The sequence below is a fragment of the Nonomuraea longispora genome, from assembly GCF_004348345.1.
Taxonomy (GTDB): domain Bacteria; phylum Actinomycetota; class Actinomycetes; order Streptosporangiales; family Streptosporangiaceae; genus Nonomuraea; species Nonomuraea longispora.
In genome coordinates this window covers 25,702-40,432 of the sequence record NZ_SMJZ01000064.1, presented here as the reverse complement: position 1 = coordinate 40,432, position 14,731 = coordinate 25,702, and the positions used below count along the sequence as shown (strand labels likewise).

General features: G+C 73.5%; 10 protein-coding genes. 4 read left to right on the top strand and 6 right to left on the bottom strand.

Annotated features, from left to right (window positions below; all coding sequences use genetic code 11):
- From E1267_RS18545 to E1267_RS18535, 3 genes are all read left to right on the top strand, one after another.
- A partial coding sequence (locus tag E1267_RS18545; RefSeq protein WP_132333828.1) for a sulfite exporter TauE/SafE family protein occupies window positions 1-495 on the top strand: 495 nt, incomplete at its 5' end.
- 131 nt (window positions 496-626) lie between these two features.
- A complete protein-coding gene (locus tag E1267_RS18540; RefSeq protein ID WP_220449555.1) occupies window positions 627-2,546 on the top strand; it encodes a sialidase family protein in 1,920 nt (639 codons plus the stop codon).
- A gap of 198 nt (window positions 2,547-2,744) precedes the next feature.
- Window positions 2,745-3,434, top strand: a complete 690-nt coding sequence (locus E1267_RS18535; RefSeq protein ID WP_132333827.1) for a FadR/GntR family transcriptional regulator — start codon at window positions 2,745-2,747, stop codon at window positions 3,432-3,434.
- A gap of 19 nt (window positions 3,435-3,453) precedes the next feature.
- On the opposite strand, the gene E1267_RS18530 is transcribed toward E1267_RS18535, so the two are convergent.
- The 6 genes from E1267_RS18530 to E1267_RS44415 form a co-directional block, all read right to left on the bottom strand.
- On the bottom strand, window positions 3,454-6,033 hold the full coding sequence (locus tag E1267_RS18530) for an FtsX-like permease family protein (protein ID WP_132333826.1): 2,580 nt from the start codon (window positions 6,031-6,033) through the stop codon (window positions 3,454-3,456).
- Window positions 6,030-9,131 carry an ABC transporter permease gene (locus E1267_RS18525; RefSeq protein ID WP_132333825.1) on the bottom strand — a complete coding sequence of 1,034 codons (3,102 nt, stop codon included), beginning with the start codon at window positions 9,129-9,131 and terminating at the stop codon, window positions 6,030-6,032. The genes E1267_RS18530 and E1267_RS18525 overlap by 4 nt, the downstream gene beginning before the upstream one ends.
- Window positions 9,132-9,256: 125 nt before the next feature.
- Complete coding sequence (locus tag E1267_RS18520) at window positions 9,257-10,567, bottom strand: family 43 glycosylhydrolase (RefSeq protein WP_132333824.1); 1,311 nt, start codon at window positions 10,565-10,567, stop codon at window positions 9,257-9,259.
- A 218-nt stretch (window positions 10,568-10,785) separates the two neighbouring features.
- Window positions 10,786-11,544 (bottom strand): class I SAM-dependent methyltransferase, encoded by a 759-nt coding sequence (locus tag E1267_RS18515; protein ID WP_132333823.1) that lies wholly within the window; start codon window positions 11,542-11,544, stop codon window positions 10,786-10,788.
- 161 nt (window positions 11,545-11,705) lie between these two features.
- Window positions 11,706-12,548, bottom strand: a complete 843-nt coding sequence (locus E1267_RS18510) for a universal stress protein (RefSeq protein WP_132333822.1) — start codon at window positions 12,546-12,548, stop codon at window positions 11,706-11,708.
- Between the two features lie 54 nt (window positions 12,549-12,602).
- Window positions 12,603-12,767: a hypothetical protein gene (locus tag E1267_RS44415; RefSeq protein WP_165959672.1), complete on the bottom strand. Its 165-nt coding sequence runs from the start codon at window positions 12,765-12,767 to the stop codon at window positions 12,603-12,605.
- A gap of 403 nt (window positions 12,768-13,170) precedes the next feature.
- On the opposite strand from E1267_RS44415, the gene E1267_RS18505 reads away from it, so the two are divergent.
- A complete protein-coding gene (locus E1267_RS18505) occupies window positions 13,171-14,730 on the top strand; it encodes a PucR family transcriptional regulator (protein ID WP_132333821.1) in 1,560 nt (519 codons plus the stop codon).
- The last annotated feature ends 1 nt before the right edge of the window (window position 14,731 follow it).

The following is a 14,731-nucleotide window of genomic DNA, read 5'->3' as shown; positions in this document are numbered from 1 at the left end:
GGGCTGGTGGGCATGCCGGTCGGCCTGCTCGCGGTCACGGCGATGAGCGCACGTTCGCTGTCGGTGCTCATCGCCTGCGTGGTCCTGGCGTTCGCCTTCGTCCTCGCGCGCGGGGCGACGGTCAGGCGCGGAGCCGCCCCGGCGGCGGCCGCCGGTTTCGTCAGCGGGGCGCTGCTGACCTCGACCGGCATGAACGGCCCTCCGCTGGTCGCGGGCTTCCAGGCGATGGGGCTGGAACCGCGCGAGTTCCGCGCGACGCTACAGGTGGCTTTCTGCGCGTGCGACACGCTGGCCATCCTGGGTTTCCTGGCCGTCGGCCGGTTGACCGCGGACAGCCTGCTGCTCACCGCCGCCGGTCTGCCCGGCATGGTCGTGGGCTGGTGGCTGGGAGATCGGCTCTTCGCTCGGACGGACCCGCAACGCTTCAGGAAGATCGTCCTGGCGGTGCTGGTGGCCAGCGCCTGCATGGCCCTGGCCCAGGCGGCTCTCGGCTGAGCACGCCCCGTCCTGCGGGGACTCCACGTCGGAAGGTGAACATTCTGCGTTCACCCCCTCTTCAACATCCAACGTCCAACGTAGGATGTCCTCTCAAATCAGGACCTTCTCCTGCCAGGAAGGGCGAAGACATGCAGCATGGTTATCCCCCGGAGGGCCGTGCCGGGCGCTCCCCGCGCCGCCGGGCCGGCGCCGTCATGGTGCTCGCGGGTTTACTCGTCACCGTGTTCGGCGCGCCGGCGACAGCGGCGCCGGCTGAGACGTCAGAAGCCGGCAGGGCCGGCGACACCGCACCGTCCGTGGACGAGCAGGTGCTCTACAAACAGGGCGACTTCGGATACGCCTGCTTCCGGATCCCCGCCGTCGTCCGCGCCGCGAACGGCACGATCCTGGCCTTCGCCGAGGGACGGGTGAAGGACTGCGGCGACGACGAGGACATCGACCTCGTGCTGCGCCGGTCCGCCGACGGCGGGCGGACCTGGGGACCGCTGCAGGTGGTCTCGGAGGGGAACGGCACGACCCACGGCAACCCGGTGCCGATCGTGGACGAGCGTACCGGGCGGGTCGTTCTGGTGAGCACCCACAACGGCGCCGAGCCGTGCCCGGACGGCTGCGACCGCGACCCCTGGGTGCAGGTCAGCGACGACCACGGGGAGACCTGGTCGGCCGCCAGGGAGATGACCGAGGGCAAACGTCCCGAGTGGAACCACTGGTACGCCACCGGCCCGATGCACGGCATCCAGCTCAGGCACGGCCCGCACGCCGGCCGGCTGGTCGTCGGCGCGAGTTACGAGAGCTGGGACCGGGTCGGCGCGCACGCCTACGGCACGCACCTGCTCTACAGCGACGACAGCGGGGCCACGTGGAACATCGGCGCCGAGACGTCCCACGACGACGGCACGATGATCGCCCAGGAGGTCACCGTCGTCGAGCTCACCGACGGGCGGATCTACGCCTCGGCCCGCGAGCGCGGCACCGACGAGGGCAGCAGGGCGTACGCGACCAGCAGCGACGGCGGCGAGTCCTGGGACGAACCGTTCCGCACCATGCCGAAGCTCGCGACGACCGACGTCCAGGCGTCGCTGCTGCGGTACGACGACGGCCGCATCCTCTTCTCCTCACCGATGCACCCGGGCGCCAGGGAGGCCATGGGGATCCGTTCGTCCTACGACGAGGGGCGCCGCTTCGAGACGTGGGACGAGGGCAAGGTCTTCCACTGGGGGCCGTCGGCGTACTCGGACATGGTGCGCCTGGACGGCGACGAGGCGGCCCTGATGTACGAGGCGGGCGACGTCTCGCCGTACGAGCAGATCCGGTTCGCGCGCTTCGACGAGTCGTACCTGGAGACGCCGAACGGTCCGCCGCCCGGTGTCCCCGGGCCTCCGGCGCCCGGCCCGGCGACGCCTGACACGTCGCCGTACCGCAACCAGGCGTTCGTCCGCGGCGGCGCGCAGACCACCGGCGGGCGGTTCGGCGGCGGACTGGCCCTGGACCGGGTGGACGACCGGGTGGAGGTGCCTTTCGACGACTCCATCGACCTCGGCGCGAAGGACTTCACGCTGACGTCCTGGATCAGGTATTCGGAGACGACCGGCGCGCACACGATCCTCTGGTTCCACCGCGTCGACAGGGGCACGAACCCGCCGGCGTTGTGGTTGCGGGCCGAACCGGCGAGCAACCGCATCCGGGCGATCCTCGCCGTCGACCGGTTCGACGTGACCGTGCAGTCGGCGAGCGCGTACAACGACGGGCAGTGGCACTTCGTGGTGCTCCAGCGGACAGGCGGCGAGCTGCGGCTCCTGGTCGACGGCCAGGAGGTCTCGTCGGCGGCGGCGCCGGCCGGTTCCGTGACCCTCGGCAAGGAGTTCGGGGTCGAGGGCGTCCACGTCGGGCAGCGGCTGGACGGCGCGGACCGCTTCCGCGGGACGATGGACGAGGTACGCGTCTACCGGCGCGCGCTCACCGCCGCCGAGCTGGACCTGATCCGGCAGCGGAACCTCCCCGTCGGCGGGAGGCTCGGGCTGCGGCTGCCGTTCGACCGCGTCGGCTGATCAGCTTCACCGTGGGCGCCACCCCCGTGGACATCCTACGTCGCCGAACCGGTGGCGCCCGCGAACGAGCAGCGAACGAACGACGTGCACCCGGTGGCCGCACCATGTAATGAGCGTAAAATCTGCCGCACCGCCTGGCCCACGGGGACCGAGAGGTGGGATGTTCGACACGAGGTCTTCGACGAGCCTGGAGGCAGCATGCCCACGCGTGACGGCGCGTCGCTTCAGGAGCGCATCGTCGCCCTGATCCACGAGCGCGGTCTGGCCCCCGGGGCGCCGATGCCCACGGAGGTGCAGTTGATGGACCTGCTGGGGGCGAGCCGCAACAGCGTGCGCGAGGCCGTACGAGCCCTGAAGGCGCTGGGCATCGTCGAGATCCGGCACGGACATGGGACGTTCGTCGGGCACGCGTCGCTCGACGTCCTGACCCCGTCGCTCGCCTTCCAGGTGCGCGCGGGCCAGGGCGGCGGGATCCGCGCGCTGCACGACCTGGTCGAGGTGCGCGAGCTGCTGGAGACGGGGCTGATCGGCCAGGTGACCCTCGACACCAGCCCCACCCGGCTCGCCGCGCTGGACGCCCTGGTCACCGGCATGGACCGCGACCGCGAAGCCGATCGGGCGTTCCACGCGCTGCTGTACGAGTCGTGCGGCAACGAGCTGGTGCTGCAGCTCATCGGGCTGTTCTGGGACGTCTACCACGAGGTCGAGCCGACGCTCGGGCCGCCGGAGGAGCGGACGGCGGAGATCGTCGTCAACCACCGCAGGATCGTGACGGCCCTCCGCGCCCGTGACCCCGAGGCCGCCCGGGAGGCGATGCGGCTGCACTTCCGCGACGTCAAGGCGCGCATCGCACGAGCGCAGACCCGCCCGGTGTCCGCCCCGGCCTGACCGCGCACAGGTGCGGGGGTCAGGAATCGTCCACGCGGAGCACGGCGCCGGGGTCGCGGCGGCGGCTCATGGCGGTGTGCGCGTACGCGCCCAGCACGGCGCACAGCCCCAGCCCCGCCGCCAGCGCCACGGGAGCGAGCAACCCCGGCGTGTGTCCGGAGACCGGCAGGCCACCGGCGAACGCGGACACGTCCACGCCGGGCCCGAGCGCGGCAGGCAGGACGAGACCCAGGGCCAGGCCCACCGGCGCCGTGATGACGATGACGGGCAGCAATTCGAGCATGGTCAGCCGCCGGGCCTGCCGGTCGGAGAGCCCGAGCGTACGCAGGAGCGACACCGCCCTCGCCCTCCCGGCGGCCCCGGCGACCAGCGACAGAACGATCGCGACCAGCGCGTACGCCCCCAGCGCCACCGTCACGACGACCATCGTCGTGCGGACCGTGCCGGTGAGCGGGTCGGCCTGGACGGTGGCCAGCGCGGCCTCCTGCGTCTCCACGGTGGCCGAGGGCACCAGCCGCGCCAGCTCGGCGGGCGGGATGTCGCCCTTGATCAGCAAGGTGTTGGCGGCGGGCCAGGGCAGTACCGCGCGCGACACGAGGAGGAACTGCCCGCTGGAGTAGAAACCGGGCACCGCGTCGATGACCCCCTGGGTGGTCAGCCGCACCGGCGACAGCCACGTGAGCTCGAAGGTGCCGCGGTCTCCCAGAGCGGGCGAGAGCAGCGCGGACGTGTCCCCGGACAGCGCCGGCAGGCCGATGGGGGCGTCCTCGTTGACCCGCCGCCACTGATCGAGGTCGACGGCGACGGCGTACGGCTGCTCCCCCGTGGTCCTGATCTGCACCCGGCCCGTCAGCGCGGGCGCCACCTGCTCGACCCCGGGTGCCCGGCGTACCCGCTCGACGACGTCGGGCGGGATGTCCGCGGCCGTCGTCAGCTTGATCGGCGCGCCCACCTTCTGCCAGGACGCGAGCCGCTGCGTGGTGGTGATCCCGTCGTGGACGACCGCGGCGAACACCGACAGGCTCAGCGCGGGCAGCAGGACCAGCACCGCGAGCGCGCCCGTGGACCGCCCTCTCGCCGCCCCGGCCAGCCCCAGGAACGGTACGGCCGCTCGCCTCCGCGCGGCCAGCCGGACGAGCAGCCGCAGCGGGTACGGGTGGCACCGCAACGTGATCAGCGCGGCCGCCAGCGCCAGTGCCACCGGGATCACCAGCAGGAACGGATCCTGCGAGGCGGTGCCGGCCGGCCCGCGGGTCCGCGACAGGTACGCCCCCGTCAGCGCGAGCACGACGACCAGCGCCTCCGCCGTCAACCGCCGCGCTGACGGCCTGACCAGGTCGGCACGGCGCTCCCGCAGCGGCGTGCGATGGGCGAGCACCAGGCGTGCCACGGCGAAGGACACGGCGGTGACGACCACGACCGCCGGTCCGAGGTGCACGATCGGCAGCGCGGGACCCGGCAGGAGGAACGACAGGGCGTACCCGGCCAGGGCCGCGGGCCCCACCGTGAGCGCGGTCACGGAAGCACCGGCGGACGCCACCTGCCACAGCGAGGCACCGCGCGCCCGTGCCAGGGCGATCGTGCGCTCCAGCCGGTCGGTCATCAGCCGCAGCCCGAGCATGATCACGCCGAGCGCGACCGCCAGCAGGCCGCCGAGCACGAGGTACATGACGGTCCGCGCGGCGGACAGCCCGGTCAGGAAGCCGGCGAGCAGCTGGGGCAGCCCGGTGACCACGCGGTAGCTGATGTCGCCCGTTCCCTGGACGTCGACCTGCCGCCGGAACTCGGCGACCGCGGCTTCGGCGCGTGGCGCGTCGAGGGCGCTCGCGGCCCCCGCGTCGAGGGGAAGCACCCAGCGGTAGGCCAGGGTGCTCGCCTTGTCGGTGAGCGCGCTCAACGCGTCGTCCGACATCAGCGTCGTGGTGTGGAACTCCTCCGGACCGTCCGCCGGCACGACGTGGGTGACGTGCAGGACATCGGCGTCGTGGCTCCAGGGGCGGCCGCCCGGGTCCTTGGGCCGGAAGACGCCGACGATCTTCGCGGCGGTGTGCACGCTCTCCCCCAGCATCCTGGTCTGGCCGACGCGCAGGCCCATCCTGGCCACGGCCTCCTCCACGACGCCCACCTCGATGACCGGGATGGTCGCGCCGCGGTAACGCATGGTGGAGGGCTCGCCGGGCGCGCGGCCCCGTACCCAGTCCACGCGCCGGCCGGCGTCGGACAGCCAGCCGAGGTTGACGAAGGTGCGGCGCGGCCCGACCGCCTCGTCGACGGGCGTGCGGAAGGTCTTGGCGCTGATGTGGCCGCCGCGCCCGATCAGGGGCCGCAGCGACGCCGGGAGGAGCCGGCGCCACTGTCCGGCCGCGCTCTCGAACTCCGCCCGTGAGTGCAGCTCACCGGCGGGCCTGGCGGGAGCCGCGGTGACGGTCAGGTCGGTCCGCACCGCGGCGGTCCCCGCGAGCGACCGGCGCAGCGCCTCGTCGAACGACGCCTGCATCGTCCTCGGCAGCCCGGCGACGAGCAGGCAGGCGGCCACCGTCAGCACGACGAGCAGCGCCGACGTGCCCGCGTGCGCCCGGACGTTCAGGGGGATCGTCACCTCTCCTCCAAGATCTGCCCCCGCCACATGCGCCGGGCCAGCACGGCGACGATCGCGACGAGCACCGCCGTCACCAGGGCCAGCATCCCGGCGACGGCCGCCCACGGGATGTGGAACAGCACGCCGGGCGTGACCGCCGACGCCTGCCCGGTCAGCACGACGCGCGGGACCACGAGGTTTCCGACGACCACGGCGAGCCCGGTGCCGGCCACGAGCGACAGGCCGATGACGAACGCCTGCTCCGTCGCCAGCATCCCGAACACCTGGCGCGGTCCGGTGCCCAGCGCCCGCAGCACGGCGAACTCGGCCCGCCGCTGCCGCGCGGCGACCACGGCGTTCACCAGGAACCCGAGCACCGCGAACCCCAGCGCCGCGGCGAACGCCAGGGTCAGCGCCCCCTGCAGCGCGCCGGCCAGCGGATCGTCGCGCAGTTCGGCCCCCAGCTCTCGCCGGTCGACCGCGGAGACGTCCCATTGGGGGTTGCGGCGCAGGATCTCGCGCGCGGGCGCGGTGTCGCCGGCGGCGAGCCACCATTCGGTGGCGGGCCGGGACGGTCGCGCCGCGGCCAGCTCGTACGCCTGCAGCGTCTCCCAGTCGGCGAGCACGGCCTCCTGGCCGGGATCGCTCGTCGGCATGCTCGTCACGATTCCGGCCACCCGGACCCGCATGACCCGCCCCGAGATGCGGACCGTCCCGCTCTCCCCGGTGTCCAGCTTGAGCGCGGCGGCCAGGCCCGACGTGAGCACCACGGGCAGCGGCCCGGGCTCCCCGGACGCCCCCGGCGGCCCGAAGGCGATCACGCCCCGCGGGCCGGCGACAGCCCTGGCCACGGGCACGTCCCGTCCGTCCGCGCTCAGCCCGGTCAGCCGCAGGCCGGCCTGCGCCCCGGTCAGCTCACCGGCCTGCTCCCCGGCCTGCTCCCCGGCCTGCTCCCCGGCCTGCTCTGCGGCCACGAGGCCACGTACCGACAGCGGATAGGTGATCGCGCCGGCGCGCCCGGTCATCGGGGCCAGGTCGAGCTCGATCCGGTTGCCGCCCTCCCGCAGGTCGCCGAGCGGCAGGTCGTGCCACACACCCAGCCCGTCGGAGAGCACCAGCCGGGCCGGCCCGGCGGCGCGCGACTCGACCCGCACGGTGAGGGCGCGCGGCCGTCCCGGCAGGTCCAGCGCGCCCGTCCGGTCCCCGCGGAGGGCGGCGGACAACTGCGGGAGCGTCCGCGCCGACAGGTCGGGGCGCAGGCGGAACACCTCGCCGAGCCGGCCCACGTCCAGGGCGAGCAGCAGCGCGCTCTCGCCGCCCACCCCGGTCGGCGCGCGGAAGGCGGGAGAGGCGGCGGTGACGCCGGGCAGCGCCGTGAACGCCGTACCGCGGCCGAGCACCCCCAGCTCGGGCCCCTCGGGCGGCCCCGACAGGCGCAGGTCGGCGGACGCCTGGTGATCGGCCTGGTCACGTTGGCTGGCCTGCCAGGTGGAGGTGGTGGCCATGGAGACGACGCCGATCGCGATCGCCAGGGTCAGCAGCAGCGCGGGGCCGGCGTACGTGAGCGGCCGCCTGCTGACCTGCCACGCGCCCAGCGCGGGGGCAAGACCGGGCAGGCGCGAGGTCAGCCGCTCGGCCTGCCGTGACACGCGCGGCACCAGCCGCAGCCCCAGCAGGCCGCCCGCGAGCAGGGCCAGCGCCGGGCCGGAGATGATCAGAGGGTCGATGCCGAGCCCGCCCGACGCCGTCGCGGTGACCGGCGCGCCGTAGCGCTGGAGCTGCCAGATCGCCAGCGCGGCCACCGCCAGCAGCGCCAGGTCCGCGCCCGCGCCCTGGATCAGTCCGCGCCGGCGACCGCGCCCGCGCGCCGACTGCTCCTCCACGTACGTGCGCCGCGCCCCCGCCACCGCCGGCAGCGCCAGCAGCACGGCCGCGGCCAGCGCCACCCCGGACGAGACGAGGAACGCGGCGGCGTCGGCCTGAGGTGCCAGCCGTACTCCCGAGTCACCGATCCAGGGCAGCATGCCGATCAGCGCGAGCAGCGGCGGCCCGAGGAACGGCGCCACGATCGCGCACGGCACCGCCACCAGCAGCGCCTCGCCGCCCGCCAGCGCCGCGAGCCGCGCCGTGCCCGCGCCGCGCGAGCGCAGCAGCGCCACCTCCATGCGCCGGTGGTCGGCGAGCAGCCGCGCGGTCAGCATCAGCGCGTACCCGGCCAGCAACAGCAGCTGCAGCACCGGGATCAGCATCGTGGAGCGGGCCACCAGGGACGCGGTGGCGAGCTGGGTGAGCAACTCGGGCAGGTCTGCGGCGGTCAGGCAGTTCGCGCAGCCGGCCGCGCGCAACCGCTCCCCCACCCGGCTCACGGCCTCGGCCAGCGGGCGCAGCCGCTCGGGCGTCAGCGCGCCGAGCTCCGGCTCGGCCGCCCACAGGGCCCGCACCCCGGTGGCGAAGCGCGCGACGAACGTCTCCTTCGCCACCATCAGCGGCCCGTACGTGGTGTACTCGCCGCGCTCCACGCCCCGGCTCAGCAGCTCCTCACCGGCCCAGCGCTCGGCCACGGGGTCGTCGAGCCGGAAGACGCCCACGACGCGGACCCGCACGGGGTTCCCGTCGAGCCGCGCCTTCGTGACGAACTCCTCGCCCGGCTCGAACCCGGTGGCTTCGGCCGCCTGTTCCGAGATCGCCGCCTCGACGATCTCCCCGCCGTTCCCCGGCCACCTGCCCTCGACCGGCCCGGCGTGCCGGTCGAGCCCGTCGTGGCTGCCGAACCGCAGCAGCTCCGGCAGTTCCTCGCCGTCCTGCCCCGGCATGACGTACGAGTCCGAGCGCAGGCTGGTGGTGACGGCCGGAGGCGCTCCGTAGGCCGCGGCGAGCTCGCCGCGTACCATCCGGTCGTACCGCGGGAAGGTCTCGGCGTCGACCTGGGCGCTGATCGTGGTGGTCGTCTGCCCGTACGAGGCCGTCTCCATCGCTCTGCGCACGCCCGCGCCGGCGATGGCGGAGGCGTACATCGTCAGCGCCACCAGCGCGGTCGTCGTCAGCAGGATCGAACAGAACGCGGCCAGGAGGAGCAGCGGTTCGCCGAGCGCCCGCTTGACGACCAGCGGCCCTCGCATGCCTGCTCTCTCTCCTTCCCCGACCATCACACCATCGGTGGCCCGGTGGGGCCGGGGCAAGAGTGCCGGCGCACCTGATACGCGCACGTGATCAACGAGCCGCCGGATCCCGCCCGGCGGCCGGCTCAGCGGTGGCCGCGGCGCTGGACGTACAGGCGGTGGCCGCGCGGGCCGGTCCATTCCAGCCGGACGACCCCGGCCACGGCGGCCTCGTCCCTGCGGGCGGGGTCGGCCCAGTAGCCGAAGCGCGGGTTGCGGAAGAACGTCGCCCAGAGCCGCCCGCGATGGTCCTTGAAGATGTTGTCGTGACCGGCGCCGACGCCCATGGTCCACCGTTGCGAATAGGGCCCCTCGAAGCGGTCGGAGACGGCGACGACCGCGTCGTAGTGGTACTGCTCACGGCCCTCGCCGGCCGGCTCGTAGGCGTGGCGGGTGGTGCCGTCGGGGTTGGCCGACCTGCGGTTCCAGGCGGCGTGCAGCAGGAAGTACTTTCCCCCGTGCTTGAACACGTACGCGCCTTCGAGGTACGGCTCCGGCGTGTACGGCGTCTGCCGGAACTCCGGCAGGCCGGTCACCGGGACGATGTCCTCCATGTCGTCCCTGAACCGGGCGTACAGGTTGTTGTGCAGCACCAGCCAGGCGTCGCCGCCCTCGGTGTAGACGCTGCCGTCGATGTGGTGGTACGCGCCGGGCTCGATGAAGTCCGGCCCGCCGTTCAAGGGGTCACCGAAGGGCTTGTCGTGGTTGCCCTGCACCAGCCGGTACGGCCCCTCGACCCCGCCCTCGCTCACGAGCATGAATGAGCCGACCTTCCGGGAGTGGTCGCCCATGCACGCCACGATGTACCACCTGCCGCGGAAGTGATGCACCTCCGGGGCCCAGGCGGCGGACCGCTTGCCGAACCGCTCGTCGTGCCAGTACTCCTGCCACGGGGCGACCACCACACGTCCCGGCCGGTTCTCGTCGGCGAACTCGGGCGACCACACCTTGCCCTGCTCGGCTCCGGGCCGGATGCGCGTGGTGTCGGCCAGCCTCCACGGCCCGCGCAGGTCGGAGGCCACCCAGACGAAGATGCCGTCGTTCCACGGGGCCGGCCCCTGCTCGCCGGCGGCCCGGGTGGTGCCGGTGGCGACGTAGACCGGGCGGCCGCCGACGACGAAGCAGTTCACGTAGGTGTCCCGCATCCAGACCCGTCCGGGTTCCCTGTCGCGGGGGCGCAGTTCGAGCGGGAGCAGGAAGGAGTTGTCCGGGCGCGGCCACAGGTCCGGGCGGGTGTCGGCGAGGCCGTAGGGCTCGGGGTCGGGCCAGTTGGGCGGGTGCCTGCGCATGGAGGCGGCCTCCGCGCTCGCGGGCAGTGCCGCCGTCCCCAGTACGCCCGCGGCTCCGGCCAGCAGGAACCTACGGTCCACGTGCGATGCGTCCTCGGCGTCGGTCATCGGTCATGTCCTCTCGCGTGGGCCTCTGTTCGGCGGCCGGTCGCCGCGTGGCGGCCCGGGGACGAGGTCCTGGCGCCGTGGCCGCGCGGGAGGGCCGCCGATGTGCGGCATGCGGGAAGTCTGCCGAAGACATCTGAATTACGTCAATAAGTCGGAAGAAATACGCCAAGAACGCGAGCGCCGGGTCACCGGCGTCCGAGGGCGGGCACCACGCCGGGCTAGCCCCGTTCGAGCGTGAGCAGCGGCTCGGCGAACTCGGGCGCCGGCGCGCCGGGATCCGTGGCGACGAACCGCTCCAGGCGGCGGAAACCCTCCTCCAGCTCGTCGGGGCTGAGCTGGGCGAAGAACGAGAGGGTGCGCAGGCGCAGCCGTTCGAGCATGTCACCGCGAGTGCCGGGGGACGGCTCGGTCACCGTGCAGAAGCCGGCGACGCGCCAGCCGTCCGACGTGAACATCTCGATGACCTCGTGCAGCGGCTGGAACAGCGCGGCGTCCACCTCGAAACCGCGGTGGAAGTGCTCAAGCCACCACGGGCGGGGATGGTGGTCGCTGAAATTGGCGCGCAGGAGCAGCCGCCCGCCCGGCCTGAGCACCCTGCCGAGCTCCACGACCGCCCGCGGCTTGTCCTGGACGTGGTGCCAGGCCAGGAACATGAGAGCGTAGTCCGCGCTGCCGGGCGGCACCGGCAGGTCCTCGGCGGAACCTGCCAGATAGCGCACGTCGGGATGCGGGGACTGCGCCTGCGCTATCTCGCGCATGCGAGCCGCCGGCTCGACGCCGGTGACCGGGCCGAACGTCCGCGCCAGCGCGGGGGTGAACCTGCCGGTCCCCGAGCCGACGTCGAGCCCCGTCAGCGGACGCCGCTCGGGCAGCGCCGCCGCGAAGGCCGTGAGCCAGGTACGCAGTTGCGGTCCGGAAAGCGCCCGGCCGCGCGCGTAGTCCTGGTACTGGTCCGTGTCGTAGTCGATCCGTCTCACAGCAACTCCCGCACCGGTCGGCTGACCATCGATCCGATGTATCGACCTGATACATCGGGACGATATGTCGTGACACGTCATACTGCAAGGGGCCGTCGGCGTGGAGCACCCGTCAGGCTCGCGGGCGCTCCGGACGGCCCTGGCGGGGCCGAAGGGCACGGTCAGGCGCGTACCACCGCCACCGGGCACCGGGCGTGGTGCAGGACGCCCCGGCTGACGGAGCCGAGCAGCATCGAGCCCAGGAAACCGCGTCCGTGCGAGCCCACCACCAGCAGGTCGGCATGTCCGGACGCGTCGGTGAGCGCGTCCACGGGATGCGTGGACCGCGTGTCCTCCATGATCTTCACCTCTGGATGGCTCCGCGCGAAGGCCGCCAGCCGGTCGCGTACGACGCGGTGTTGCGCCGTACGGATCTCGTCCATGTCGTAGGCGATCACCGGTGCGTACGCGTGCACGGGCAGCTGCCAGGCGTGCACCGCGCGGAGGGTGGCTTCCCGCAGTTCCGCCTGCCGGAAGGCGTAGGCGAGCGCGGGCTCGCCCTCAGGCGTGTCGTCCACCCCCACGACGATCTCCCCGCGGGCCGGGCGGCTCTCGCCGCGCACGACCACGACGGGGCAGCGGACATGCCCGGCCACGTACGTGCTGACCGAACCGAGCAGGGCGCCGGCGAAACCACCGAGGCCGCGGCTGCCCACCACGATCTCGGTGGCGTCGTCGGCCTGCTCGCGCAGGACCACGGCGGGCCCGCCCTCGACGATCCGGGTGGTGACCTCGACGGTGGGCCGGCGCTCGCGAACGAGCTCCTCCGCTTCGCTCAGGATTCTCCGCCCCTCGCTCCACAGCAGCTCGGGCAGGCCGATATTCGAGTATCTGCCGATCGGGTACGGCCCCGGATCCACCGCGTGCACGATCCGCAGCGGCACCCGCATGCGGAAGGCGTCGTCCGCCGCCCATTCCACGGCGGCTCGTGAGGCTACGGAGCCATCCACTCCTACGATGACCATGACCTGTGCTCCTTTCGTCGCGCTTCCCTCGGGCCTCGCCGGCACCCGCCGGGCTCAGCCCCGCGCCGGCAGCACCGGCTCCGGGGTGGTGTCGGGGCCGACACGGGGCCTGCGGTCCCCCGCCGGCAGGTCGCCCACGTGTCGGCCGACTGCTCCCGCCGGCCGCACGACCAGGACGCGGCTCATCACCTGCCGCGCATTCAGCTCATCGATGCCCATGGCTCCTCCTCGACCTGCCGGTCACCCCACGACCGCGCCCGGGAGCCCTTGGCGCCCGGCCTCGTGATCAGCTGCGGGTGGGCTTCGCCGGACGGGTGGCCATGACACTCACCTCCACAGGTCTCATGCCCAGCGCGTCAGGAAGCAGGCGGCCTGGTCATGGCCGAGGCGGAACGCGACGATGGTCTGATGTCCGGAACGTGGCCGGGTCCCGCGGACGCCCGGCGCTGCCCCCTCGGCGCCCGGTCACCGGGCCGCTAGGACGGGCTCCGGAGCCGTGGCCGGTGCTCGGTTTCTCGCCGTGGCCGGGGCGCGGCTGCGCTCACCGCGACTCGCCCGCCGGGAGCGAGGCTCGATGGAGGGATCTCCATGAACGCCGTGTGCCCCTGGATATAGTCACACCGTGTTCACGCTTCGTTCCTTGGCGGAACGTTCGTCCCTCAGCCTCACGGTGCTGGTCGAGGGCAGGCCGGGCGCGATGGACGAGCCGGTCGCCTGGGTGCACAACACCGAGCTGCCGGACCCGTCCCCTTACGTGCGCGAGGGGGAGCTCGTCCTGACCAACGGCCTGTGGCTCGGCCACGTGTCGTCCGCCCAGTTCGTCAGGAGCGTCAAGGGCGCCGGCGGCAGCGGCATCGTCTTCGGCCTGCGTGCCGAGCTGTCCGCCACACCGCGGGGCCTGGTCGACGCCTGCAGGGAAGAGGACGTGCCGCTGCTGGAGATCTCCATCGAGGTGCCGTTCACGGCGGTCTCCCAGGCTGTCGCCGACATGCTGGCCGACGAGCGGAAGCAGGCGCTGGTCGGCATGGTGCGCCGGGGCGACGCGCTGGCCACGGCCATCTCCCGGGGAGCCGGCGCCGGCGGGGTGCTGAACGTTCTGCGGCGTGACTACGACCTGCCCCTCGCGGTGGTCGACAGGATGGCCCGCTCGCTCGGGACGGCAGGCGCCGACCTCGACGCGGACCAGTTGCACGCCGTCGCCACGGGGCTGGCCAGGCATCCGCCCGCTCTTGAGGTGGAGCTGGGCGAGGCGGGTCGTGCGGCGCTGTTTCCTGTGGGCGCCGTCGGCGACATCGACGCCGCCCTCATCTGTCTGCGCCCCCTGCGCCGGCTGACCTCGGCCGAGCGGGAGGGGCTTGAGCAGGCGGCCAGGTTCCTGAGTCTCGAGGTCGCCAAGCAGCAGGCCGTGCAGGCGATCGAGATGCGCTTCGCCAGCGAGCTCCTGGAGATGGTCCTGTCGGGCGGCAGCCGGGCAGGCGAGGTCCCCGGCAGGTTGCGCGCCTTCGGCGTGGACCCGGGTGGCCCGCTGGCCGTGTGCTCCGTGGCGTTCGCGCAGCACGAGACCGCGACGCTGCACGGGCTCGCCGAGGCAATTGGCGAGTTCTTCGCCGCCGAAGGAGTGCCGGTGGTGGCCGCCGGCGGCACGCAAGACGTCGTCGCCGTGCTGCCGTGGCGCCATCCGGAAGACGGGCTGCCACCGATGGCGCAGCGGCTGGTGCGCGAGGTCGAACGGCGCTTTCCCGGCCTGCGCCCGGTCGCGGGCCTCGGCGGCATCGCCTCGCACGCGGCCGAGCTGCGGCCCGCGCTGCTGCAGTCCAGGGAGGCCTGCCGCGTGCTCGCCCGCACCCGCACCGGCCCCCGGGTGCGGGCTTTCTCGCGGCTGGGCACACACCGGCTGCTGCTCGGGCTGCTCGACGCGCAGACGTCTCGCCGGTTCTCCGCCGGGCTCCTCGATCCGCTGAAGGACCACGACGCGCGGCGGGGCGGCGACCTGGAGCTGACGCTGCGCACGTTCCTCGATCACGACGGGCAGTGGGCGGCGACGGCCGCGGCGCTGCATGTGCACGTCAACACCCTGCGCAACCGCCTGGCCAAGGTCACCGAGCTCACCGGCAGGGACGTGGGACGCACCGAGGACCGGGTCGATCTGTTCCTGGCGCTGACCATCGACGCGATCGACTGAG

Coding starts and splice junctions, on each gene's coding strand:
- E1267_RS18540 (WP_220449555.1), top strand. CDS start 627: ATGCAGCATGGTTATCCCCCGGAGGGCCGTGCCGGGCGCTCCCCGCGC.
- E1267_RS18535 (WP_132333827.1), top strand. CDS start 2,745: ATGCCCACGCGTGACGGCGCGTCGCTTCAGGAGCGCATCGTCGCCCTG.
- E1267_RS18525 (WP_132333825.1), bottom strand. CDS start 9,131: ATGCGAGGGCCGCTGGTCGTCAAGCGGGCGCTCGGCGAACCGCTGCTC.
- E1267_RS18520 (WP_132333824.1), bottom strand. CDS start 10,567: ATGACCGACGCCGAGGACGCATCGCACGTGGACCGTAGGTTCCTGCTG.
- E1267_RS18510 (WP_132333822.1), bottom strand. CDS start 12,548: ATGGTCATCGTAGGAGTGGATGGCTCCGTAGCCTCACGAGCCGCCGTG.
- E1267_RS44415 (WP_165959672.1), bottom strand. CDS start 12,767: ATGGGCATCGATGAGCTGAATGCGCGGCAGGTGATGAGCCGCGTCCTG.